The organism is Arthrobacter sp. 05L417 (genome assembly GCF_056397865.1).
This window is the reverse complement of sequence record NZ_JBFTOG010000033.1, coordinates 38909-58914: the sequence shown is the minus strand read 5'-3', so window position 1 is coordinate 58914 and position 20006 is coordinate 38909. Positions and strand designations below refer to the sequence as shown.

Below are 20006 nucleotides of genomic sequence, written 5' to 3'. Positions count from 1 at the left end.
AACGACGCCGGGCCGCCCGAGTCGGGTTCGCCAGCATATTCACCGTGAACGCACTCCTGATCCTCGGTTGCGCCTACATGGTGCTTCCGGTGCTGTGGCTCTTCTTCGCCTCCACAAAAAACACCGCGGACCTCTACGGAACGGCGGCCTACGCTTTCGGGCACCCGGCCTTCTTTGACAACGTCGTCGCGGTCCTGAGCCAAGACGGCGGCGTGTTCCTCCGCTGGATGGCGAACTCCATGTTCTACGCGGCTTTCGGAGCCGTCTTTGGCGGGCTCATCTCGGTCATGGCCGGGTACGCGTTCGACAAGTTCCAGTTCCGCGGCAAGGACTCCTTCTTCGGTATCGTTCTGGTGGGCGTCCTCATCCCGAACACCGCCACCGTCCTGCCCATGTATCTGCTGGCATCGGTCTTCGGGATCACCAACACCATCTGGGCCGTCCTCATCCCCGTGCTCTGCAACCCTTTCGGCGTCTACCTGGCCCGGGTTTACTCCGCGGCCTACGTCCCGGCCGAAACGCTCGAAGCGGCGCGTGTGGACGGGGCCGGAGCCATCCGATCCTTCTTCTCACTCGGCCTGCCCATGATGCTCCCCGGATACATCACCATCGCCCTGTTCCAGTTCGTCGGCGTCTGGAACAACTTCATGCTCCCGTTGGTGATGCTCCAGGACCAGCAACTGCTCCCGGTCAGCGTCGGTATTTCCATCTGGCAGGGCTACGCCGTACCGCAGCCGGAATTCACACCCCTCGTAATCACTGGGTCCCTTCTGTCCATCGTGCCGCTGCTGCTCGCGTTCATCATGCTGCAGCGATTCTGGAAGTCCGGCCTGACAGCAGGGAGCGTCAAGTGACCCTCAACGTTGCCTTGGCCATGCCGGCCCACACCGCCCGGGCCCTGTTCCCGGAACGCAGCCTCGACACCCTCGAGCCTGAACTGAACCTCCTGAGCCTTGAGCCCATCCAGGACTTTTACGCACCCGAAGGCAAGGCGCTGCTCGCGGAGGCGGACATCCTCATCACAGGCTGGGGCTGCCCCATGATTGACGACGCCATCCTGGATGTGGCACCGCGCCTGCGCTACGTCCTGCACGCGGCCGGGAGCGTGAAACACCACGTCGCGGACGCATGCTGGGAACGCGGCGTCCAGGTCAGTTCCGCCGCGGATGCCAACGCTATTCCGGTCGCGGAATACACCGTAGCCATGATTGTCCTGGCCAACAAGCGCGTCCTTCAGATCGCCCGCGCCCTGCACACCGCCCGGGCAGAGGTCCTGCCGGAACAGCTCTTCCCCGATATGGGCAACTACCGCAAGCGCGTCGGGATCATCGGTGCTTCCAAGATCGGGCGCCACGTCATCCGCCTGCTGGCTCCGTACGAGCTGGACGTCGTGGTGGCCGACCCTTACCTCGACGCCGCCAAGGCGGCCGCGCTCGGCGTCGAGCTCGTCACCTTGGACGAGCTCGTGGCGAGCAGCGACGTTGTGTCCCTCCACGCGCCGTCGCTTCCCTCCACCAAGAACCTCATTGACGCCGGCCGGATCGATCGGCTCCGCCCCGGAGCCACGTTCATCAACACCTCCCGGGGTGACCTCGTCGACCAAGACGCCTTGCTGGCGCGGGTGGAGCGCGGTGACCTCTATGCCGTGCTGGATGTCACCAGCCCTTGGGTCCTGCCACCGGACTCCGGCTTCTACACGCACCCAAATGTGCTGCTGACCCCGCACATCGCCGGTTCCCTGGGCAACGAACTGGAACGCATGGCAGCCAGCACCGTCCAGGAAGCCCTCCGGCTTTCCCGGGGCTACCCCCTCGAGTTCCGCGTCCGCGCCGAAGATCTCGGCATCACCGCCTAGTTCTCATTTGTGCCTCGGCGTTCAGGGCGCCGAGGCACGTCCACCACAAATACTTAGGAGCAACTCCGTGTCACCACAGATCTCACGCCGAACGGTACTCCAGGCTGCAGGCACACTGTCCCTCGCGGCCGTGGTCAGCTCCATGTTTGCCCAAAATTCCTGGGCGGCGTCAGAGCCGAGCGCCGCGGACTTCGCCGCGCTGCGGAGCCGCTGGGTAGACCAGATCACCGGCCGCACGGTGATCCAGGCGGGGGATTCAGACTTCGCCACGGCTATCACCGCGCTGAACAACAAGGCCGCAGCTTCGCTGGCCAAGGTCAACCGGGCGGCAGGCCGTACCTCGGTTTTCACCGATCTGTCGCTCGCCAACGACGTCCAAATTGTTGCCACCTACCAGCGTCTGCAGCAGCTCGCCATCGCCTGGGCGACACCCACAGCCACAGTGTTCGGGGATGCCTCCGTGCTCGCCGACATCAAAGCGGGGCTGGCGGACGCGCATGCCGTTGCCTACAACGATACGAAAGTAGAATCCGGAAACTGGTGGAACTGGGAAATCGGTGTGACAAGGGCCTTGGCCGATACGTTGGTCCTGATTCACGGCGAACTGTCCGCCGCTGAGATCGCTGCCAACTGCGCAGCCATCGACCACTTCGTGCCGGACCCATGGCAGCAGTTCATGGCACCAAGAGCCAAGGTCACGTCCGTGGGGGCCAACCGCGTCGACCTTAGCCAGGCAATCATCATCCGCTCCTTGGCCGGGGAAGATACCGCGAAGCTTCAGCACGCCATCAAGGGCCTGAGCCAAGTATGGCAATACGTCACCAGCGGAGACGGATTCTTCAGGGACGGCTCCTTCATCCAGCACAGCACCACCGCATACACAGGTTCGTATGGGGTAGTGCTGCTCACTGGATTGTCCAAGCTGTTCGCGCTCCTTGGCGGCACGGCCTTTGAAATCACCGATCCAAGCCGCAGCATCTTCCTCGACGCAGTCGAGGGTTCGTACGCGCCGTTCATCATCAACGGAGCCATGGCGGATGCCGTGCGCGGCCGCACAATCAGCCGAGAGGCCAACACCGGCTACGACCTCGGGGCTTCCGCGATTGAGGCCATCCTGCTCCTGGCACGCGCCATGGATCCCGCCGCTGCCAGAAGATGGCGGGGCCTGTGCGCCGGATGGATCACCCGCAACACCTACCGCCCGATTCTTGCAGGGGCCAGCGTGCCCAGGACCGCCCTGGTCAAGGAACTCCAGGCCACGGGAGTTCCGCCGGCCGTGGAGGCCCCGGGGCACCGGCTCTTCCCCGCCATGGACCGTACCATCCACCGCGGGAACGGCTGGGCACTGTCCTTATCCATGTCAAGTAACCGCATTGCCTGGTACGAATGCGGCAACGGCGAAAACAACCGCGGGTACCATACCGGTTCCGGCATGACACATTTCTACACGGCTGACCTGGGGCAATACGATGACGCCTATTGGGCCACCGCCAACTACGACCGGCTGCCCGGCACCACCGTGGACACCACGCCCTTGCCGGACAAAGTGGAGGGCGAATGGGGCGCGGCTCGCCCCGCAAACGAGTGGACGGGCTCCGCGGCCCTGGGCGACGTGGCCGCCGTCGGACAGCATCTGGTGGGTCCCGGTGGCACCGGTTTGTCGGCCAGGAAGTCCTGGTTCGTCAGCGGGGACGTGGCCGTATGCCTTGGCGCCGACATCAGCACCAGGAGCGGTGCCCGCGTGGAAAGCATTGTGGACCACCGCAATCTCCACCAAGGAATCAACGCCCTCACGACGGCGTCAGGCACCATCGCCGAATCGGCCGGCAGCGCAGTGGTTCTGGACGACGATCGATGGGTCCACTTGGAAGGGTTCGGTGGCTACGCGATCCTCGGTGCCTCGCAGCTCACGGTCCTCCGCGAAAGCCGCTCCGGAAGCTGGTCGGCGGTCAACCTCCTTGCCGGCAGCACCACCGTCCAGCAGCGCAACTTCGCCACCCTCTATATCGACCACGGCGTAGGCAGCACACCGGGCAGCTACGCCTACGTTGTGGCTCCAGGGGCATCAGTCGCCCAAACAACGCAGATCGCAAAAGGCAACAACCACACGGTGATCCGCAACGATGCCACAGCCCAGTCCGTGGAATTCAAGACCGAAAAGACCACCGCAGCAACCTTTTGGAGGGCCGGAACAGCGGGGGAACTTGGTGCGTCGGGTCCCGCGTGCGTTGTCTACTCCAGGCACGGAAATGTGCTTAGTCTGGCGGTCAGCGAGCCCACGCAGAAGGCTTCCAGCGTCACGTTGACGCTGCCCGAAGGAACATGGTCCACCGTGGTGGAAGGCTCCGGGGCGATCCTCGGCACTGACACCGAAGGCCGCTCAACGCTCACGCTAGACACTGCCGGACTTGGCGGCCAGACGCAGACCTTCAAATTCCGCCGCTAAGGGAAGAGCAGCCACCGTGCCGCTGCCACAACAGCCAAAAACGACCCGGATTTTCCCCGGCCGGGCGTTGGTCGTGAGGTCTAGTTTTGGGATGTTCTCGGGCTGCGAACGAGCCGCACGAGCTCCGCCTCCGGGCCTGATAGTTGACGGGGGCCGTTCCACACCGCACGCAGCGCCCGGTGGAGGACAAGATCTTGGACCGGGATGATCTTTAGTTCTCCGGTCTTTACTTGGTCTGCCACTGCGAGGGTGCTCATCACTGAAGGACCCATGCCGGCCAAAACGCTTGTACGGATTGCGGCCGCGCTGCCAAGTTCGAGCAAGGGAGCCGCACGCGTGTACTCGGCCAATGCAAGGTCAAGCGTGATCCGGGTGCCTGACCCCGGTTCGCGGACCAGCAGCGATGTTGATGCTAGCTCGGCAATGGAGATGGGTTGCCGTCGCCGGGTCCACGGGTGTTTAGGATGGACGACGACGACGAGTTCGTCGCGGGCCACGGTGAGGTTATGCAAGGTGCGGGGGATGGTGGGGGATTCCACGAAACCTATATCGCAGGCTCCGCTGGTCACATCCTCAAATACCTGAGCGGAATTATGTACAAGCAGGTGTATCCGCACTTCGGGGTGCAGCTTTCCAAAGGTGCCAAGCCAACTGGGCACCAGGTGCTCGGCGACGGTCATGCTCGCGGCTACCGTCAGTGCGGTCCGCCGCTCAGCGCGCAGGGAATCGGTAGCCTGCAACATCTGCCGTGTTTCGGCGAGGATTCTTCGCGCCCAGTGGGCCACGACTGTGCCTTGGGGGGTGAGTGTGGAGCCTGTTGGACTGCGCTGCAGCAGGGTCATGCCCAGCTGGCGCTCCAACACTCTGATCGATCGGCTCGCGTTGGGTTGAGCTAGGCCTGCCTGTCGGCTGGCGGCGCTGAGGCTTCCGTAATCGTCCACTCCAACCACTAGTTCCAGTACGGCCAGATCCGGCCACTTTGCCATGCGCTAAGCATATAACAGGGCGATAGGTGTTGCTATTTTGATATACCCCTATGTAAAGAAGACGGCTATCTCGGGACCAGGTCTCCAGCGAGAATTGGGAGATGAGTAGCCAGGAGATCCAGCCAGAGCCTGGCGCATGCCAGCCCCGGGAGGATCGCAGACAAGCATGAGTCAAGACATAGCCGCACCCCTGAAGGACGGACGGCAGGGTGCGCTGCTTCCCCGGGGCTCGCGGAGCAAGCGGCTGCCCGGACTGACGGCGGCAGCGGCCGCGGTCGCCGTCGCGTGGCTGATCCATTCGACGGTACCGGCGATGCCTTTCCTGACGGTGTCGGTCATGCTGGGAATTCTTTCCGCGAATCTCCCCGGGATCAGTACCGCCGTGGAAGGGGTCCTGCAGCCCGGGCTGGTGCTTTCCGCCAGGCGGTTCATGCGGCTGGGAATCGTTCTGCTGGGTCTCAAGCTCAGCCTGATCGACGTGGCCGCGCTGGGCTGGAAGACGCTGGCGATCGTGGTCGGCATTGTCTTGCTGACCTTCATGGGAACGATGGTGCTGGGCAAGGCACTGAAACTTCCGGGCGATCAGCCCCTGCTTCTTGCCACAGGATTTTCCATCTGCGGCGCCTCCGCGATCGGGGCCATGAGCGGGGTCACCAAAACGGATCACCGCGACACCGTTGTCCCAATCGCCCTCGTGACCCTGTGCGGAACGCTGGCGATCGCGGCCCTCCCGGCGCTCAAGGGACCCCTGGGCCTGGACACTGTTCAGTTCGGCTACTGGGTGGGAGCCAGCGTCCACGATGTGGGGCAGGTTGTGGCAACGGCGCAGACGGCGGGCGCGGCTTCCCTCGCCGTCGCGCTCATCATCAAGCTCACCCGTGTGCTGATGCTTGCGCCGATGGTCACCGGTGCCGCACTGGTGGGACGCTTCCGCCGCCGTCGGACGGCAAACGGCGCTGGGGATACCGGCATCAAGCTTCCTCCGCTGATCCCGCTCTTCGTGGCCGGGTTCATGGCGATGATCGTTCTGCGGACGCTGGGGATCCTGCCGCCAGTGGTCCTCGACGTTGCCGGCACGGTCCAGGACCTGCTTCTTGCCGCAGCCCTGTACGGGCTTGGGTCGTCAGTGCAGGTCCGGTCCCTGCTCCAGACCAGTGGCAGGGCCATCATCGCAGCGATGCTCTCTTGGGGTCTGATCGCAGCGCTGGCATTCGTCGGCGTGCACTTCATGTAGGAGCACACCGCCATGGGGTTCAGGATTTCGAAGGACGATGCGGGGTCGAGATCCGGCCTCAAGGCGGCCTTCTGATATTTATCCGCATCGGCACGCCAGGGACATCAGGGCGGCCCGTGGCGTGCGGGGCACTCGGATCGGAGTGCCCTGGGCTCGGACCGGCGGATCCTCGACATCGGGATCCTCAGGTTGCAAAAGAGGAGGCCGAAAGTCTTTCGGGCACAGCCGATACCCCAAGGGGGAAAGCCTCGACAGGCGGTGTCGCATGATGGCGAAAAGCACCCGACCTGGGTGGTGGCGCACCGGAAAAGCGTCGCGCAGGCTGGTCTGGCTCGGTATCGCGTTGGGCACAGTCGGAGCCTTAGTTCACCTCGGAAGTTACGCATGGGGCCGCCAACTCAATGCTTATGCTCTCGTCTGGGGTCTGTACTTCCTGGTACTCGAGGTGATCGTTCTGGCAATCCTTGGGCTGGTTGTTGCCGGCGTTGTGATCAGCGCCAGGTTCCTGGTGACCGAGGCAGCGAGCCGCAAGACGCGTGCAGTCGTCACCGGTATCTCGGCGCTGATAAGTTCGGGCCTACTCGCCTATGCGTTCTGCAGCCTCTTTCCGCCCTTGACGGACCCCGGGACAATCGCGGCGGTAACCGGGTTCGTGGTGGGCAGCATGTTCGCGATCGTTTCCTACCGGCGCATCCCCCCAGACCTGAGCTCAGGATATGGTCAGCGGCACGGATACCGTCCCGGGGGAGCCTGCCGACAATGAGAAATACCGAGTTGTCATTGGACTCAACAATCAACGGTTCCATGCCACGGTGCACTTAATCGAGCTTGTAGCCACGAGGGAGCAGCCGGAGTTCCGGGCACGGTTTGGTTTTGGTCGGTTCGTGGGCCCGTGGCGAGTGGAACGGTCACAAGTTAAAAGAGTCTTCAGGGCGCGCGGATTGTTTTCCGACGGCATCGCGATCCAGGGCGACAATTACTTCGACTGGACCGTCTACTCCTTCTACCCGGAAGTCGTCCTTCTCTCACTTGAGGAGCTCGGCTATCCAGTCGACTGGCTCGATCGATACTGAGGCCTTCACCTAGCGAGTCAACCATTCACCTGTTCTACGGCCAGAAGTGTCTCACTGGGAGTCCCACAAGGTCCCGAAGCAAAACGACACACCTTCGATCTGGCATGAGCGCGAGGCGATTGCTTGGTTGCGGCTTAGTTTGACCGGGGGTTCTTGAGAAGGTGGATGCTGAGGACCTCGCTGGTGTCGCGCGTTGTGACCGTGATCCCGTCACCGACGATGTCCAGGAAAAGGATGGCCCTTTCGCCTACTTTGAGTTTCCCGATGCCCAGGAGGGGAATCTCCTGGGTGTCCCTCCTGAGAACCGACACGCCTGCCGTTCGGTATGCGGCTTCTGGGTCTTGGTCCGCTGGCAGGCGCGTGAGGCTTGGGGAGGCTCCGAGGGCGATCCGGTAGAGGGAGCCTGTCGAGGTGCGGAAGGCAAAAGTTCCGGTGTCTGTGTCCGTCAGTTCCTCGATCACCATGGCCTGATTCTACGTCGGAGCGGTACCCGGCAGTCCCTGGCGTGATCGCACACGGAGGCTGAGAAAACCAGCAGCCCCAGAGAATTCGTGAATCGCCTATGCGTCTCGCGCCGGGAGTGTCGACGGGAACCGCTCCGGTCCCTGTCAGCGGTGAACAAGTTGATGGGGCGCGATGGATGCAAAGAGTCCGGGGAAAGATCGAGGTCCAAACGGTTTGGCCGGTCCGGTGACCTCCTGGCCAAAATTGTATTAACTGGGCAGGCTGCTTAGGCCGTATGTTTCACCCGCCGCACTCGGGTAATGATCGTTGGGCAGGGCAGGGACCTGAGTACCGTGTGGGCCGTCGATCCCAGAAGGAGGCGTTTAAAGCTACCCCTTCCACGGCTGCCCAGCACCAGCAACCTGGCTTCGGCGGCGGCGTTCGCGAGTGCTTCCGCCGGCTCGTTGTTGGACACCAGAACCTGATGGACAACCACGTCGGGATAGTTTTCGGCCAGACCGGCGACGGTCTCGGCGAGGACGATTCGTTCTCCTTCCAAGATGGTCTCGGCAACGTCGGCCGCCGGCATGGCGCGATGAATGAGCGGCCGAGCGAGGACGGCGTGAACCACTGCGAGCTCCTGGCTATCCTTGTCCGCTTCGGCCGCCGCGAAGGAAACCGCTTGCGTTGATTCTTCGGAACCGTCAGCGCCGACCACGATGCCGCGGCGCCCGGTCATGTCCTGTTCCCCGACCACTGCCACAGGGCACTGCGCGACGGCGGCGATCTGCAGCGCCCTGTCAGCTACGGGTCCTCCAGGCCAGTTGTGCCCGGTTCCGATCACAACCATCGAGGCTCCTTTGGAGTGCTTCCTGAGCGCCTGCCCGGGGCTCCCGGAAAACAGAAAGGTTTTCACCTGGACCGTCGGCTCCAATTCGCCTGCATACGCTGCGGTTTTACTGAGCAGCTCGTTTGCTGCGGCCCTGATCACCTCATTGGAACCGACGGATTCGTCGAGCCATCGACTGTCGACCGCGTGAACGAGCTGCACCGGGAGTTTCCGTCGTGCCGCCCGGTCCATCGCCCAAGCCAACGAGGCATGGCTCGCCTTGGTGTCAACCACGCCGACAACGATTGGCTTTTTCATGACTCTGTCCGCCTTCCATGAAATGTGACTCCCTCTTTGCGGGTGCTGTGGGCACCATTTTCTGCTCGTTTGGCCGAGCCAGGCAGGGCCGTAAGTCCTGCAGGTGGCGCTCTTGCTGCCACCGTGGCCAGGGACGGAACGCACTCGCAGAACTAGGCGCTGTCACTCGTCCGATGCATGGCGTTGTGCTCTGTTCTGACGGGCCGACTGGGTCTAGCATGCGGGTGTCGAATAGTCTGCATGGAAGGGCTTGAATGATGTCCAGCTATCAGCCTCAGTATCTTCCCCAAGGTGGAGTCCCGCTTGAGCTGCCTTACTATGGAGCCCCGCCGATCGAGGCCGTCAAACGGTTCTGGAAGAAGTACACAGTCTTCCACGGGCGGGCTAGCCGTAGTGAGTATTGGTGGTGGGTCCTCGCCTCGGCCATCGTCTCAGGGGTGATCAATGCGGCCGGTGCGACAGGGAGCGGCAACACCAGCACCTCGACGGCCCTTGGCGGCCTATGGTTCCTGGCGACAATCGTGCCTTCGCTCGCCTTGGCTGCACGGCGCCTGCACGACGCAAATCTCAGTGCGTTCTTCTTGTTGCTGGCCTTGATCCCGGTGCTCGGATGGATTGCCCTGCTCGTGTTTGTGCTCCTGCCGGCCAATCCCAGGGGTCAGCGATTCGACCGGTTGGTGCAGGCATATCCGCCGAACCCGCCGCAGCCGTATCCGCCTCAGGCTTGAGGATCGGGCGGAGTCAGAGGAGCCTAGTCTTTGGCCCGTGTGTGTTCCCATTCATCGAGGAGGCCGGGCAGCCGGGTCATGAGGAACCGGTAAAAGGCGCCCATCTCCTTCACTCTTGCCCTTGCCGCTGATCCTTCAGGGAGGCTTGACGCGGTGGAGTCGGCGAGATCGGCGAGTCGGTTGTATACGGGGTTCTGGCGTAAGGAGGCGACGTACCACGCGTTGTCGGGGAGGGCGTAGTGGTCGCGCCGGCTGCCAGGTCGCGAGACCCGGTGGACGAAGCCGACAGTCTGCAGGTACCGCACGGCGCCGGAGACTGCGGCCGCGCTCGCGCCCAGCATCTCTGAGAGCTCGGCAGCGGTCAGCGAGCCGTCGTCGGAGACCACGAGGGCCATGAGGGCGCGGGCCGGCATCTTGGGAAAGCCCGCGGCAGTGAGGACAGCTGCGGATGTCTCGGCGGAGTCGGGCATACGCTTGCTCTCGGGACCTGTCACGCTGTGCCCACCTCCCGGCGGCGGACGGCCACGAGCGAGAATGCCGTGATGACCGCGGCGATGCCGAGCATCCAGAAGCCGCCGCTCCAGTCGGTCCCGGTGCTTGTGGTGACGGGGCTGTGGGTAAACGGCGAAAGGTCCCGGAGTGTCTGGTCGAGGCCGAGCATGCCGCCGTAGATCCCGAGGACGACGCCGACGCCCAGGAGCGCCCACCCGGCAGGGATCGTGGCGCGGGGCCAGACAACGAACACTGCGGCGGGCAGCGCAAGGTAAATGAGTGCTGCGGGAAGCTGGTCGACGGCGGTCTGCCAGACGTCGCCGACTGCGTTGGAGGTGTCTCCGGAGGCGACCAGTGAGACCCAGGCCCCGAGGGCGGTGAACGCCATGACAAGCACGACAGAGACGGTACCAAGTCCAAGGAAGCTCCCCAGCCAGCGTATCCGGCCCACCGACTCGGACACCACGGGCTCGGCGGTTCCGGCCACCTCCTCCTGACGGAGGCGAAGGACGGCCTGGAGACCGCAGGCCGCGGCAAGTATTCCGGCTACCTCGAACAGTGCTGCGACGAGGAGCTGGGTCATTGATGTGCCCTGTGCCTCGATCATGCCGCGGAGCACGGCAGTGATTTGGGGGTTGGAGGTGATCGAGGACTGGATCGCGGAACCGAGCGAGCCCGCGAGGAGGCCCGTCGCGAGGCCGCCGATGCACCAGCCCATGATCGCTCCCTGCTGCAGGCGCAGCGCGAGCGAGAAGCTCCCGCGCAGCCAGGGCCGGGCGTCGGCGCGTCCGGATCGCCCGGCGAGCACGCTCGCCCCGACGTCACGGCGCGCCATCAAAGCCACGACGACGGCGGTGCACACCGCCCAGAGTGCGAGGGGAAGGAGCAACGGCCACCAACGGTTGCCCGTGTAGGCGAAGGTTTGCTGGCCCCATCCGATGGGGGAGATCCAACTCGGCCACGCGGCCGTCATGGTCGTCCCGTCGGGACTCACCTGTCCCGTCGCGTCCCCGAAGCCGCGCAGCAGGTACGCGAGCATCACGAGGGCCGACGAGATGCCGTTGGCCCCCCGCGATGTGCTGAAGAACTCGGAGGCCAGCAGGCCCACGCCGAGGAAGGCGAAGCCCACGGCACCCGTCGCGAAGCCAGCCACGAGCGAGCCGGCAGGGTCAAGCCCTCCGGCCATGAAGCCGAGCGCCGTCGCGACGGCGACGAGCGCGTTGGCCACGATGCCGTGAAGGACAGTGGCGCCGAGCGGGGCCCATCGCCCGGCCGCCGTCGCGGAAATGAGCTCGGCCCGGCCCGATTCCTCTTCCGCCCGGGTGTGCCGGACGGCCATGAACGTATTCATGAGTCCGGCAAGGACGCCCAGGAATGAGAAGATTTCGAAGAACGTAAACGAATCGAGCGCCGGACCGCGTGGGAGGCCGCGCAGCACGAGGATCGCGGGAGCCGCGGTCGCAAGCTGCAGCACCTGCGCGCGTGTCGCGTCGTCGCCGAAGGTTTTAGCTATGGCCGCGACGGCGAACAGCGCGAGGGCTCCGATCGAGAGCACCCACACAATCACCTGCCAGCGGTCCCGGCGTAACCTCTGCCGGTACAGGATCCACAGAGCGCCCATCTCAGGCTCCCGCCCCGGCGCGGTGGCGCCGATGGTGGGTGCCGCCGTCGTCCGCTACCTGCGGGGCAGGCGGGGCGACCGTGTCGCCATAGTGGCGCAGGAAGAGCTCTTCGAGCGACGGCGGCGCGACGAGGAGGCCTTTGACCCCGAGGCTGCCCAGCAGGGGCAGGACCTCGTGGACGCGATCGGAATCGGCGCCGAACTTGACGCGCCCGTCGGCCACGGTGAGGTCGTGGACCTGCGACAGCGTGTCCAGCGCGTGGGTGTCCACGCTGTCCTGGGCGAACGAGATCTCCGTGCGGGTGAGGTGGCGCAATGCGTCGAGCGTCCCTCCGTCAACGATCCGGCCGGCTCGGATGATGCTCACGCGGTCGGCGAGCTGCTCGACCTCGGAGAGGATGTGGCTTGAGAGCAGGACTGTGGCGCCGTTCTCGTGCACGATCCGCCTGATCTCACGCGTGAAGACGGCCTCCATGAGCGGGTCAAGGCCGCTCGTGGGCTCGTCGAGGAGATACAGCTCGGCGTCCATGACGAGGGCGGAAATGAGCGCGACCTTCTGGCGGTTTCCCTTCGAGTAGGCGCGGCCCTTCTTGCCCGGGTCGAAGTCGAAGAGCTCGCAGAGGTGACGCTTGCGCTCCCTGTAGGTGGCTTGGTCTACAGCGCCGTCACGGAGGCGGGAAAGGAGGTCGATGGCTTCTCCGCCCGAAAGGTTGGGCCAGAGGCTCACGTCTCCCGGGATGCTCGCGACGCGTCGGTGGAGTTCGACGGCGTCTGCCCAGGGATGCAGGCCCAGGACGCTCGCGCTGCCCGACGACGGCCGGGCCAGGCCGAGCAGGATGCGCAGCGTGGTGGTCTTCCCCGCGCCGTTCGGGCCGAGGAAGCCGTGGATCTCGCCCTTGTGGACCTCGAGATCGAGGCCGTCGAGCGCTTTGACGCGCCCGAAGTTCTTGTGCAAATCGACAGTCTGGATGACGGTGTCCATGACACAAACGTACGCAGTTTTCACAAAGTTTTGAATGACCGAAAGGCCCTTGTTTTCCAGCGCGGTTCGTGCGTTGGTCTAGCGGTGCTTGTAGTAGTCCCGCCAGATCAGCCGGTGTAGGGGTATGCGGCGGGGCAGCGACCTGAGTCCGGGGATGAAGGGCACCAGGGTCAGGAGGAGTGTCAGGATCACCATGGAAAACACGACGAGGACATCTGCGTTCGGCGATGATTTGAAGGGTTCCACTTGATAGAGGGCGGAGAAGAGCCACAGCCACGACTGGCCGGGGTAGTTCCCGGTTTCATTCATCATTCCCCACTGGTCTCCCGTCAGATGCTGGGCGTCGGCGAGTCCGGGGAAGTAGCTGCCGTCGCCGAGGAACAGGATGCTGGCTTTGTAGTCGGTGTTGTAGAACGAGCCTTTTGCGCTCAGGACCGGATCAAGGGTGCCTTGCTGCGCCATGGCCAGTAGGGCTCCGGTGAGGGCCGGCACCGGGCCGTAGTCGCCGGATGGAACTTTCGCCGGGTCGTTGTCCGGGGCCTTGCTGAGTGCGTCCCCGTACGCGGTGGTCCAGGCAGTGTGTTGGGCGTCGCTTGCCTTCGTCCATTCGTCGATCGCTGCCGGGGGTGTCGGCAGGGTTTGGAGCGGGCCGATGACGAAGTCGTTGGCTGTGTCGATCGGAAGCCGTACGCCGGAAAGGCTCTGCAGGTCGATCGGGCCGAGTTTTTGGGTGGCATCGGGCGTCGAATTGTAGGGCGGTCCATATCCTGCGGTGCCGCTGGTGCCTCCGAGTTCGGTGGTGGCTGTTGCCACGAAGTCCGCGGGATCGGTCTGGGCCCAGGATTTCAGGGTCACCGTTGGTTCGTCCGGCGAGCTGAAAACCGCAGAGAGTCCCAGGACAAGCAGGCCAACAACCGCCAGCCCGACAACAAGTTCCTTGAACAGGTCGTATTCGCGCGTCGTGCCTGGCCATGGCCTGCTGGCGATGTCGTTTCGTGCGCGCCACGACGTTGACGCTAGGGACTTGCTCACTTCGTGTCCTCGCTCTCAGTGGCCGGGTTTGGCGCTGTTGAGCGTAGCTGGGCATCGGATGCCGCGGCCTCCAACGGGGGCACCACTCCGTGCATCCGCACGAGAACAACGTGGAGGGCGACAATGGCGGCGACGGCCAGCGGGAGGAGTGTGATGTGCCACATGAGTATCTGGCCCAGATCGGCGACGTTGAACCACGCCCCTACACCGACCGCGTTGAGGGCGTCTTTGGCTTGGAAGGCAATCCACTGCGAGTCGAAATTGGTTTGAAGGAGGTATCCGGTAAAGGCCGTGACGATTGAGACGACGAACGCGAGCATCCCGGTGATCCAGGTCAGCACGCGCCCGCCCCGCCAAGCAGCCATCCAGAATTTGCCCCAGAGGTGGATCACCATGAACATGAAGAACAGTTCAACGCTCCACAAATGGGTGCTGTTGATGAAACGCCCGAAAGCCGAGGCATGGAACCACGTGGGTCCGTTCAGCGCAAGTACGGCACCGGAACCGAGGATGTAGGCAAACGCGGCAACGGCGCCCATGCCGAAGACGTAAATCCAGGACGACACGTAACTCGGCTGGTCTTCGGGAAGCAGCTTGTCCGGCGGCAGCCGGCGTAGCGCCCAGCCCCGGGCTTTTCCCGTCCAGGTGGAGAACCGTGGTTCGCCGTCGTCGGCAGTCGGGACCGGACCGCGGTGGACGGTCATTTCCGGCTCCTTCGGCCTGGGAACGGAAGAACCAAAGCGAGAATGAACAACACGACCATCGTGGCAATGACCACCAGATTGCCGAATTGGATCAGGAAATCACCCCACTGGAAATAGATTCCGGTATCCGGCATTCCGGCATCCGCCTGTCTTATTCCGAGCATCACGGCCTCTTTCGATGAAAGGCGAACCTTGGATGGGAAGCCTTCCTATATATGGACGCTACAAGCTTGCGGGCCAACAGACACGGGTCCAAGGGCCCTATTGGATGGTGCGGGCCGCGTGCATGCTGGAATGGCTTGGAATGCCGCACATCGAAAGGATCTGCCATGTCACCGGATACCGCAAACCCCGTGGAAGTCCTGAACGAGGAAGAATGCTGGAATATCCTTTTGGGTGCGACGTTGGGGCGGTTGGCATTGAGCATCGCCAACGAACCCGAGATCTATCCGATCAATTTCGTTGCCCACGACGGGAAAATCCTCCTCCGGACGAATCCCGGGGAGAAGCTGTTTGCGCTCACGATCAACGACAAAGTCGCCTTGGAGACCGACGGGGTCGGTAGGCAATCCGTCTGGAGCGTCGTGGTCAAAGGCACGGCACGGCAATTGGAGTCCGGTGCCGAGACCGAAGCTGCCGAAAGGATTCCGCGCCAACAATTGACCTCTACAAAGAAGCGGGTTTTCGTTGAGATCGTCCCGACGTCGATCACCGGGAGGCGCATACACCGGGGACCTGAAGACGACGATCTGGTCCCCAGCGACTTGTACTGAACAACATCTGCTTCACGGGGTGTCCGGGGTTGGCCGACGCACCACCATGACCGGGCAGCTGGCGTGATGAAGCACAGCGTGGGCGACCGAACCGATGGTGCCCCGAACGAGCCCGCGTCCTCTGGTCCCGACGACGATGACGGAGGCATCCTGAGCCTCCGCCAAAAGAGTGCCCGGGATGGACGTGCCGATCGGAGATCTTATCTGGAGATCAAGGCCCGGAATGGTTTCGTGGGCGTTCCGCGCCGCGGAGTCGAGAAGCGCCTGGACGCGGGGTTCTGCTTGGTCCCGAGTCTGGATGCCCTCGTCAGAGATGGGGCGCGGAATCCAGTGATTCTTGCGGACATGCACCACTCGAAGGGGTGCACCCGCCAACGCTGCCAGGGTTCGGGCATGCCGAAGCGGTAGTTCCCAATCATCGAAGTCGACGCCGACGACGACCGGCCCACCGGCGTGTTCCCCGTCGCGGACGACAACAACCGGGCAATCGGCTGTTGCCGCGAGTTCCAGGCTGACGGAGCCGATCAGCAGCCCCATGAATCCTCCTGCGCCCCGGGTGCCGACGACCAACAATGCGGCGCCGGTAGAGAGGGTCCTGAGGTGTTCGGCCGGCCACCCATAGAACAGCGTCGTTTTGACAGCCAATCCAGGAACCGCGTCGTTGACCCGTGCCACGCCCTCGGTCAGAACGTCCTCGGCCGCGCGTCGCAACCCGCTGCCTTCGACGCCCGGCACCGGACCGAGGTCGTGGGTGATTGCGGGCCACAGGGAGCTGTGAACCAGGTGCAGTCCGCAGTTCCGCTGAGCCGCCTGGCGGGCAGCCCAACGGATGGCCGGGACAGCTTCGGCGGACCCGTCGTATCCGACGATGATTTCTTCCGCGGTACCCATGGTCTCCTTACCCGTAAGGGTGCTTGAATGTGGAGCGGCTCCAGTCTTACTCCAGAAGCTCATTCCAGATGCACGTGGCGTCCGGTGACCCTGTGTGCCTGGATCCGGACAAAGAGGTTCCGTGCTCCGCCGGCCCACGGCTCGGCCATGACCTTTCCCCAGAGCCGGTTCAGCAGATCCTCGTCCTCAACACGTGTCGAGGCCCCGCTGACCAGCACCGACCAACCCTCGCTCCGCTCGGCACGAGAATCGTCGATTTGAAAGGACGACCCGAGCGACGGGACCGCCTCGGCGATCGATCCATCCCCGGCCGTACGGAAGTAAATGGACTGGCCATCGACCAGATAATTCACGGGGAGGATCACCACCCTGCCTTGTTCAACAAAGCCGAAGCGGCCGGTCGTGTTTGAGCGCAGGAGGTCCCAGCACTGTTCCTGGCTGAGTTCTTCCGCGACGTGCAGTCCGCCGTCAACGCGGCCTGCGTCCATGCTGGGGAGTGACATGTCTGCTCCTATGTCGTCTAGCTCGTCTTTCGGGCACACGATCGCGGGTATGAAGACCTGCAACTCCCAGCAGCCTATTGGGGGCACTTCTCCTGCTGTAGGGCCGAAAGGCCCGGAGGTGTGACTAAATGCCCTGTGGGAGGGGCCGGAAACGAGCGACACTGGACGCAGGTACGGAATCCAAAACAAAAGGAAATTGGCCATGATGTATGGATGGGGTGGAAGCGTCGGCATCGGCGGCTGGATCGCCATGGGGCTGATGATGTTGCTGTTCTGGGGTGGCATTGCCACCTTGGTGGTCCTCCTGCTGCACGGGAGCCACGCGGGCGGACGGGGTTTCCAAGGGCCGCCCCATGATGATTCCGAACGTAACCTCAATGAGCGCTTCGCCCGGGGCGAGATTGACGAAACGGAGCTAGCGGCTCGCCGTGCTGCTCTACGTCGCCGGCAATGAGCAGGGCTTCCGCGGGGTCCGGGACCACGTCTTGCATGTCAACATCCTGCGCCGTGCCATCGCGAACCACCCGCGTGAGCGAGCCGTTGAGAATCGCGAGGCGATCCAATGACTTTTTGGCCCGGTATTCCTGAGGGACACCAATGAGGATATTGCCCGCGGCGGCCAGTCCGAAGAGCTTCCTTTCCCCCGCTAGGAAGGGTGCGGCGTCCAGGACCAGTCCCGTATTTCCGGGAGGTCTTCGAAGTGTTCCCGGATGTATCGCGCATGTGTATCCAGCTGCCTGCGGCAGAAGTCGACCAGTTCGTCCGCGCCTCCGACCTGCCGGTGAATGCGACGCAACGCTTCCAGGACCAGGTGGTAGCGGCTCATCTTGTTCAGGACCACCATGTCGAAGGGGGTGGTTGTGGTTCCTTGTTCGTTGTAGCCGCGGACATGGAACCGTTCCGGGCGGGGTCTTCCATGCAGGAGTTGGTGCAGGGCCCGGGCGTAGCCGTGCCAGGCCATGATGACTTCTCGGTCTGCCGTGAACAGCTCTTCGAACTTCTCATCGGATAGGCCGTGGGGGTGGGTGTCGCGGGGCGGGAGGACCATGGCATCCATGACGTTGACAACGCGGACCACGAGTCCGGGCAGATGTTCTTGCAGCAACCAGGCTGCGGCCAGCGTCTCCTGGGTGGGGATGTCCCCTGCACAGGCCATGACGACGTCGGGCACGGCCCGAGCGCCGTCGGGCTCGCCGCCGTTGGGCTGCTCGTTCCCGGCCCAAGACCAGATGGACGCTCCTGCCGCGGCGTGGCGCCTCGCCTCCTCCAGGGTGAGGTACTGCGGGTGCGGTTGTTTGTCTACGACCACCAGATTGACGTAGTCCTTGCTGCGAAGGATGTGGTCGGCGGTGACGAGGAGGGTATTTGCGTCCGGTGGCAGGTAGACGCGGGTGACGGTGCCCGACAGGGACAACACCGTGTCGATCAGTCCGGGCCCTTGGTGGCTGAATCCGTTGTGGTCGTTGCGCCAGCAGGTGGAGGTCAGGAGAATGTTCAGGCTAGGCACGGGGGCTCGCCATTCAAGTTCCCTCGCGTGCTGGAGCCATTTGGCGTGTTGGACGGTCATTGACGCGCTGACCATCGCGAAGGCCTCGTAGCTGGCGAACAGTCCATGGCGGCCCGTGAGGAGGTATCCCTCCAGCCAGCCCTGGCACAGGTGTTCGGAGAGGACTTCCATGACCCTGCCTCCGGGCGAGACGTGGTCTTCGGCCCGGGCATGATCGCCGGGCCTGGCCGGTTCCAGGAGGCAGCGGTCGGTGGCCTCGAAGACAGCCCCGAGCCGGTTGCTGTTGGTTTCGTCCGGGCAGAAGAGCCGGAACCTCGGATCCGGGGCCGTCGCGACGTAGATGTCCCGGAGTAGTTCCCCGAGCGGCCTGGTGGTTTCGTGGACGACCGACCCCCTAGGGGCCGCCGGTACCGCGTATTGTTCCAGCTCGGGGATATCAAGGACAGTCCCGGTCCCGCCGCGTCCGGCACGGGTTGCGCCCATGCGGAGGGTGCCCCCCGGGGCAAGTGCGGCCAATTCGGAGGTGAGCCGGCCTGTGCTGTCGAAGAGGGTTTCGGGCTGGTAGGAGCGCATCCAGGCCTCAAGCTGCGCCAGGTGTTCGGGATTCTCGCGAACGTTTGCCAGGGGCACTTGGTGGGAGCGAAAGGTTCCTTCGACGGGAAGCCCGTCCACCATGGCTGGCCCGGTCCACCCTTTTGGCGTCCGCAGGATGATGGCGGGCCATCGCGCCGGGCCGTGCACGCCCTGGCTGCGCGCTGTGGATTGCAGTTCGCGGATGCGCCCATAAGACTCGTCCATCGCAGTGGCCAAGGCGCGGTGGACTAGCACCGGGTCCTCGCCGGAGACGGTGCGCGGATCCCAGCCATGGGCACTCAGGAGCGCTTCGACGTCCTCGTCGGATTTGCGGCCGAGGACGGTCGGGCCGGAGATCTTGTATCCGTTCAGATGGAGTATCGGCAGCACGGCGCCGTCCCGGGCCGGATTGAGGAAGGATGGCGCCTTCCATGACGCTTCCAACGGGCCGGTCTCGGCTTCGCCATCGCCGATGATGCAAGCGACAATCAGTCCGGGGTTGTCCATGGCCGCGCCCGTGGCGTGCATCAAGGAGTAGCCAAGCTCGCCCCCTTCGTGGATGGAGCCGGGAGTGGCCGGGCCGACATGGCTCGCGATCCCGCCCGGCGTTGAGAATTGCCGGACAAGGCGCCGGAGTCCCTGGAGGTCCATCCCAACTTTGGGATAGATCTCCGAGTAGGTGCCCTCAAGATAGAGGTTGGCGACGACGGCGGGACCGCCGTGGCCCGGACCAGCGACGAACAGGACTTCCGCTGAGGTTCGCCTGATCAGGCGGTTCAAATGGGCATAGATCAACGACAGCCCGGGGCTGGTTCCCCAGTGGCCCAGGAGCCGGGGCTTGATGTGGCGCGGGAGCAGCGGCTCCCTCAGGAGAGGGTTTTCCTGTAGGTAGATCTGGGCCACCGTGAGGTAGTTGGCCGCGGACCAGTACCGGTTCAACAGTTCGAAGTCTTCGCCCGACGCTTCGGTGACGGGGGTTCCGGTTTCCATGGGCTTGCCTCTTCCGGGTTCGACG

20 protein-coding genes are annotated in these 20006 nt (G+C 63.9%); 9 read left to right on the top strand and 11 right to left on the bottom strand.

Annotation, left to right across the window (positions count from 1 at the left end):
• Positions 1 to 44 precede the first annotated feature (44 nt).
• The 3 genes from AC1DJW_RS19985 to AC1DJW_RS19975 all read left to right on the top strand — a co-directional run bounded on the left by AC1DJW_RS19985 (position 45) and on the right by AC1DJW_RS19975 (position 4301).
• Positions 45 to 854: a carbohydrate ABC transporter permease gene (locus AC1DJW_RS19985; RefSeq protein ID WP_459342264.1), complete on the top strand. Its 810-nt coding sequence runs from the start codon at positions 45 to 47 to the stop codon at positions 852 to 854.
• Entirely contained in the window at positions 851 to 1855 is a 1005-nt protein-coding gene (locus AC1DJW_RS19980; protein WP_476902302.1) for a hydroxyacid dehydrogenase, read from the top strand. The genes AC1DJW_RS19985 and AC1DJW_RS19980 overlap by 4 nt, the downstream gene beginning before the upstream one ends.
• A 67-nt stretch (positions 1856 to 1922) precedes the next feature.
• Positions 1923 to 4301, top strand: a complete 2379-nt coding sequence (locus AC1DJW_RS19975; protein ID WP_476902301.1) for a polysaccharide lyase 8 family protein — start codon at positions 1923 to 1925, stop codon at positions 4299 to 4301.
• 80 nt (positions 4302 to 4381) lie between these two features.
• Here AC1DJW_RS19975 and AC1DJW_RS19970 read toward each other — a convergent pair whose 3' ends face one another.
• Positions 4382 to 5287: a LysR family transcriptional regulator gene (locus AC1DJW_RS19970; protein ID WP_284752585.1), complete on the bottom strand. Its 906-nt coding sequence runs from the start codon at positions 5285 to 5287 to the stop codon at positions 4382 to 4384.
• Between the two features lie 166 nt (positions 5288 to 5453).
• On the opposite strand from AC1DJW_RS19970, the gene AC1DJW_RS19965 reads away from it, so the two are divergent.
• The 3 genes from AC1DJW_RS19965 to AC1DJW_RS19955 all read left to right on the top strand — a co-directional run bounded on the left by AC1DJW_RS19965 (position 5454) and on the right by AC1DJW_RS19955 (position 7594).
• Positions 5454 to 6521, top strand: a complete 1068-nt coding sequence (locus AC1DJW_RS19965; protein ID WP_390280338.1) for a YeiH family protein — start codon at positions 5454 to 5456, stop codon at positions 6519 to 6521.
• 265 nt (positions 6522 to 6786) lie between these two features.
• Positions 6787 to 7284, top strand: coding sequence for a hypothetical protein (locus tag AC1DJW_RS19960; protein ID WP_476902300.1), 498 nt, complete (start codon positions 6787 to 6789; stop codon positions 7282 to 7284).
• Between the two features lie 178 nt (positions 7285 to 7462).
• A complete protein-coding gene (locus tag AC1DJW_RS19955; RefSeq protein ID WP_390280334.1) occupies positions 7463 to 7594 on the top strand; it encodes a hypothetical protein in 132 nt (43 codons plus the stop codon).
• A gap of 134 nt (positions 7595 to 7728) precedes the next feature.
• Here AC1DJW_RS19955 and AC1DJW_RS19950 read toward each other — a convergent pair whose 3' ends face one another.
• Both AC1DJW_RS19950 and AC1DJW_RS19945 read right to left on the bottom strand, forming a co-directional pair.
• A complete protein-coding gene (locus AC1DJW_RS19950) occupies positions 7729 to 8058 on the bottom strand; it encodes a hypothetical protein (protein ID WP_390280332.1) in 330 nt (109 codons plus the stop codon).
• Positions 8059 to 8324: 266 nt separating this feature from the next.
• Positions 8325 to 9185, bottom strand: coding sequence for a universal stress protein (locus tag AC1DJW_RS19945; RefSeq protein WP_476902299.1), 861 nt, complete (start codon positions 9183 to 9185; stop codon positions 8325 to 8327).
• A 254-nt stretch (positions 9186 to 9439) separates the two neighbouring features.
• Between AC1DJW_RS19945 and AC1DJW_RS19940 the strand changes: the two genes are divergently transcribed.
• Positions 9440 to 9913 (top strand): DUF805 domain-containing protein, encoded by a 474-nt coding sequence (locus AC1DJW_RS19940; protein WP_459342269.1) that lies wholly within the window; start codon positions 9440 to 9442, stop codon positions 9911 to 9913.
• A 23-nt stretch (positions 9914 to 9936) separates the two neighbouring features.
• Here the strand turns inward: AC1DJW_RS19940 and AC1DJW_RS19935 are convergent, their stop codons facing one another.
• From AC1DJW_RS19935 to AC1DJW_RS19915, 5 genes are all read right to left on the bottom strand, one after another.
• Positions 9937 to 10407, bottom strand: coding sequence for a GbsR/MarR family transcriptional regulator (locus AC1DJW_RS19935; RefSeq protein ID WP_459342270.1), 471 nt, complete (start codon positions 10405 to 10407; stop codon positions 9937 to 9939).
• Positions 10404 to 12026 carry an ABC transporter permease gene (locus AC1DJW_RS19930; RefSeq protein WP_476902298.1) on the bottom strand — a complete coding sequence of 541 codons (1623 nt, stop codon included), beginning with the start codon at positions 12024 to 12026 and terminating at the stop codon, positions 10404 to 10406. The genes AC1DJW_RS19935 and AC1DJW_RS19930 overlap by 4 nt, the downstream gene beginning before the upstream one ends.
• A gap of 1 nt (position 12027) precedes the next feature.
• On the bottom strand, positions 12028 to 13008 hold the full coding sequence (locus tag AC1DJW_RS19925; protein ID WP_284752594.1) for an ABC transporter ATP-binding protein: 981 nt from the start codon (positions 13006 to 13008) through the stop codon (positions 12028 to 12030).
• A gap of 78 nt (positions 13009 to 13086) precedes the next feature.
• Positions 13087 to 14040: a hypothetical protein gene (locus AC1DJW_RS19920; protein ID WP_390280323.1), complete on the bottom strand. Its 954-nt coding sequence runs from the start codon at positions 14038 to 14040 to the stop codon at positions 13087 to 13089.
• Complete coding sequence (locus AC1DJW_RS19915; RefSeq protein WP_284752596.1) at positions 14037 to 14744, bottom strand: cytochrome b N-terminal domain-containing protein; 708 nt, start codon at positions 14742 to 14744, stop codon at positions 14037 to 14039. Before AC1DJW_RS19915 ends, AC1DJW_RS19920 begins: the two co-directional genes overlap by 4 nt.
• Positions 14745 to 15073: 329 nt before the next feature.
• Here AC1DJW_RS19915 and AC1DJW_RS19910 point away from each other — a divergent pair, with 329 nt between their 5' ends.
• Complete coding sequence (locus tag AC1DJW_RS19910; RefSeq protein WP_476902297.1) at positions 15074 to 15517, top strand: pyridoxamine 5'-phosphate oxidase family protein; 444 nt, start codon at positions 15074 to 15076, stop codon at positions 15515 to 15517.
• 12 nt (positions 15518 to 15529) lie between these two features.
• Here AC1DJW_RS19910 and AC1DJW_RS19905 read toward each other — a convergent pair whose 3' ends face one another.
• Together AC1DJW_RS19905 and AC1DJW_RS19900 are read right to left on the bottom strand one after the other, a co-directional pair.
• A complete protein-coding gene (locus AC1DJW_RS19905; protein WP_476902296.1) occupies positions 15530 to 16408 on the bottom strand; it encodes a universal stress protein in 879 nt (292 codons plus the stop codon).
• Positions 16409 to 16467: 59 nt separating this feature from the next.
• Positions 16468 to 16911, bottom strand: coding sequence for a pyridoxamine 5'-phosphate oxidase family protein (locus AC1DJW_RS19900; protein WP_284752599.1), 444 nt, complete (start codon positions 16909 to 16911; stop codon positions 16468 to 16470).
• 202 nt (positions 16912 to 17113) lie between these two features.
• Here AC1DJW_RS19900 and AC1DJW_RS19895 point away from each other — a divergent pair, with 202 nt between their 5' ends.
• Positions 17114 to 17365, top strand: coding sequence for an SHOCT domain-containing protein (locus AC1DJW_RS19895; RefSeq protein WP_390280312.1), 252 nt, complete (start codon positions 17114 to 17116; stop codon positions 17363 to 17365).
• Positions 17366 to 17557: 192 nt separating this feature from the next.
• On the opposite strand, the gene AC1DJW_RS19890 is transcribed toward AC1DJW_RS19895, so the two are convergent.
• Complete coding sequence (locus AC1DJW_RS19890; RefSeq protein WP_476902295.1) at positions 17558 to 19981, bottom strand: phosphoketolase family protein; 2424 nt, start codon at positions 19979 to 19981, stop codon at positions 17558 to 17560.
• Positions 19982 to 20006: the final 25 nt, after the last annotated feature.

What these genes read in the sequence shown, in the direction of transcription:
- AC1DJW_RS19905 (WP_476902296.1), bottom strand. Translation starts at nt 16,408, where the DNA reads ATGGGTACCGCGGAAGAAATCATCGTCGGATACGACGGGTCCGCCGAA.
- AC1DJW_RS19950 (WP_390280332.1), bottom strand. Translation starts at nt 8,058, where the DNA reads ATGGTGATCGAGGAACTGACGGACACAGACACCGGAACTTTTGCCTTC.
- AC1DJW_RS19965 (WP_390280338.1), top strand. Translation starts at nt 5,454, where the DNA reads ATGAGTCAAGACATAGCCGCACCCCTGAAGGACGGACGGCAGGGTGCG.
- AC1DJW_RS19910 (WP_476902297.1), top strand. Translation starts at nt 15,074, where the DNA reads ATGTCACCGGATACCGCAAACCCCGTGGAAGTCCTGAACGAGGAAGAA.
- AC1DJW_RS19895 (WP_390280312.1), top strand. Translation starts at nt 17,114, where the DNA reads ATGATGTATGGATGGGGTGGAAGCGTCGGCATCGGCGGCTGGATCGCC.
- AC1DJW_RS19945 (WP_476902299.1), bottom strand. Translation starts at nt 9,185, where the DNA reads ATGAAAAAGCCAATCGTTGTCGGCGTGGTTGACACCAAGGCGAGCCAT.
- AC1DJW_RS19890 (WP_476902295.1), bottom strand. Translation starts at nt 19,981, where the DNA reads ATGGAAACCGGAACCCCCGTCACCGAAGCGTCGGGCGAAGACTTCGAA.
- AC1DJW_RS19900 (WP_284752599.1), bottom strand. Translation starts at nt 16,911, where the DNA reads ATGTCACTCCCCAGCATGGACGCAGGCCGCGTTGACGGCGGACTGCAC.
- AC1DJW_RS19915 (WP_284752596.1), bottom strand. Translation starts at nt 14,744, where the DNA reads ATGACCGTCCACCGCGGTCCGGTCCCGACTGCCGACGACGGCGAACCA.
- AC1DJW_RS19940 (WP_459342269.1), top strand. Translation starts at nt 9,440, where the DNA reads ATGATGTCCAGCTATCAGCCTCAGTATCTTCCCCAAGGTGGAGTCCCG.
- AC1DJW_RS19960 (WP_476902300.1), top strand. Translation starts at nt 6,787, where the DNA reads ATGATGGCGAAAAGCACCCGACCTGGGTGGTGGCGCACCGGAAAAGCG.
- AC1DJW_RS19925 (WP_284752594.1), bottom strand. Translation starts at nt 13,008, where the DNA reads ATGGACACCGTCATCCAGACTGTCGATTTGCACAAGAACTTCGGGCGC.
- AC1DJW_RS19930 (WP_476902298.1), bottom strand. Translation starts at nt 12,026, where the DNA reads ATGGGCGCTCTGTGGATCCTGTACCGGCAGAGGTTACGCCGGGACCGC.
- AC1DJW_RS19970 (WP_284752585.1), bottom strand. Translation starts at nt 5,287, where the DNA reads ATGGCAAAGTGGCCGGATCTGGCCGTACTGGAACTAGTGGTTGGAGTG.